Genomic DNA, 398 nt, shown 5'->3' on the forward strand with positions numbered 1-398 from the left:
ATCAAGAACATGGTGCGGAAGGTGAGACTTGAACTCACACATCCGAAGATACTGGAACCTAAATCCAGCGCGTCTACCAATTCCGCCACTCCCGCATATTGCTTTTCCCATTTTCTTATTGGTAGAAAGAAAATGGTGGCTACGCCCTGATTTGAACAGGGGACCCCATCATTATGAGTGATGTGCTCTAACCAACTGAGCTACGTAGCCATGGCTGGAGTACCAGGATTTGAACCTGGGAATGGCGGGATCAAAACCCGCTGCCTTACCGCTTGGCGATACTCCAGCAATAGAGTTTGATAGTTTTAATTCTTATCAAGAACATGGTGCGGAAGGTGAGACTTGAACTCACACATCCGAAGATACTGGAACCTAAATCCAGCGCGTCTACCAATTCC

General features: G+C 47.2%; 3 tRNA genes. All 3 read right to left on the reverse strand.

What is annotated here, in order from left to right:
* Positions 1-10: 10 nt before the first annotated feature.
* Positions 11-95: transfer RNA gene (locus tag C2M29_RS09245), tRNA-Leu, on the reverse strand.
* Positions 96-133: 38 nt separating this feature from the next.
* Positions 134-210 (reverse strand) — tRNA-Met (locus C2M29_RS09250).
* Between the two features lies 1 nt (position 211).
* Positions 212-286: transfer RNA gene (locus tag C2M29_RS09255), tRNA-Gln, on the reverse strand.
* Positions 287-398 lie beyond the last annotated feature (112 nt).

It is taken from the genome of Pseudoalteromonas sp. T1lg48 (assembly GCF_002964785.1).
Taxonomy (GTDB): domain Bacteria; phylum Pseudomonadota; class Gammaproteobacteria; order Enterobacterales; family Alteromonadaceae; genus Pseudoalteromonas.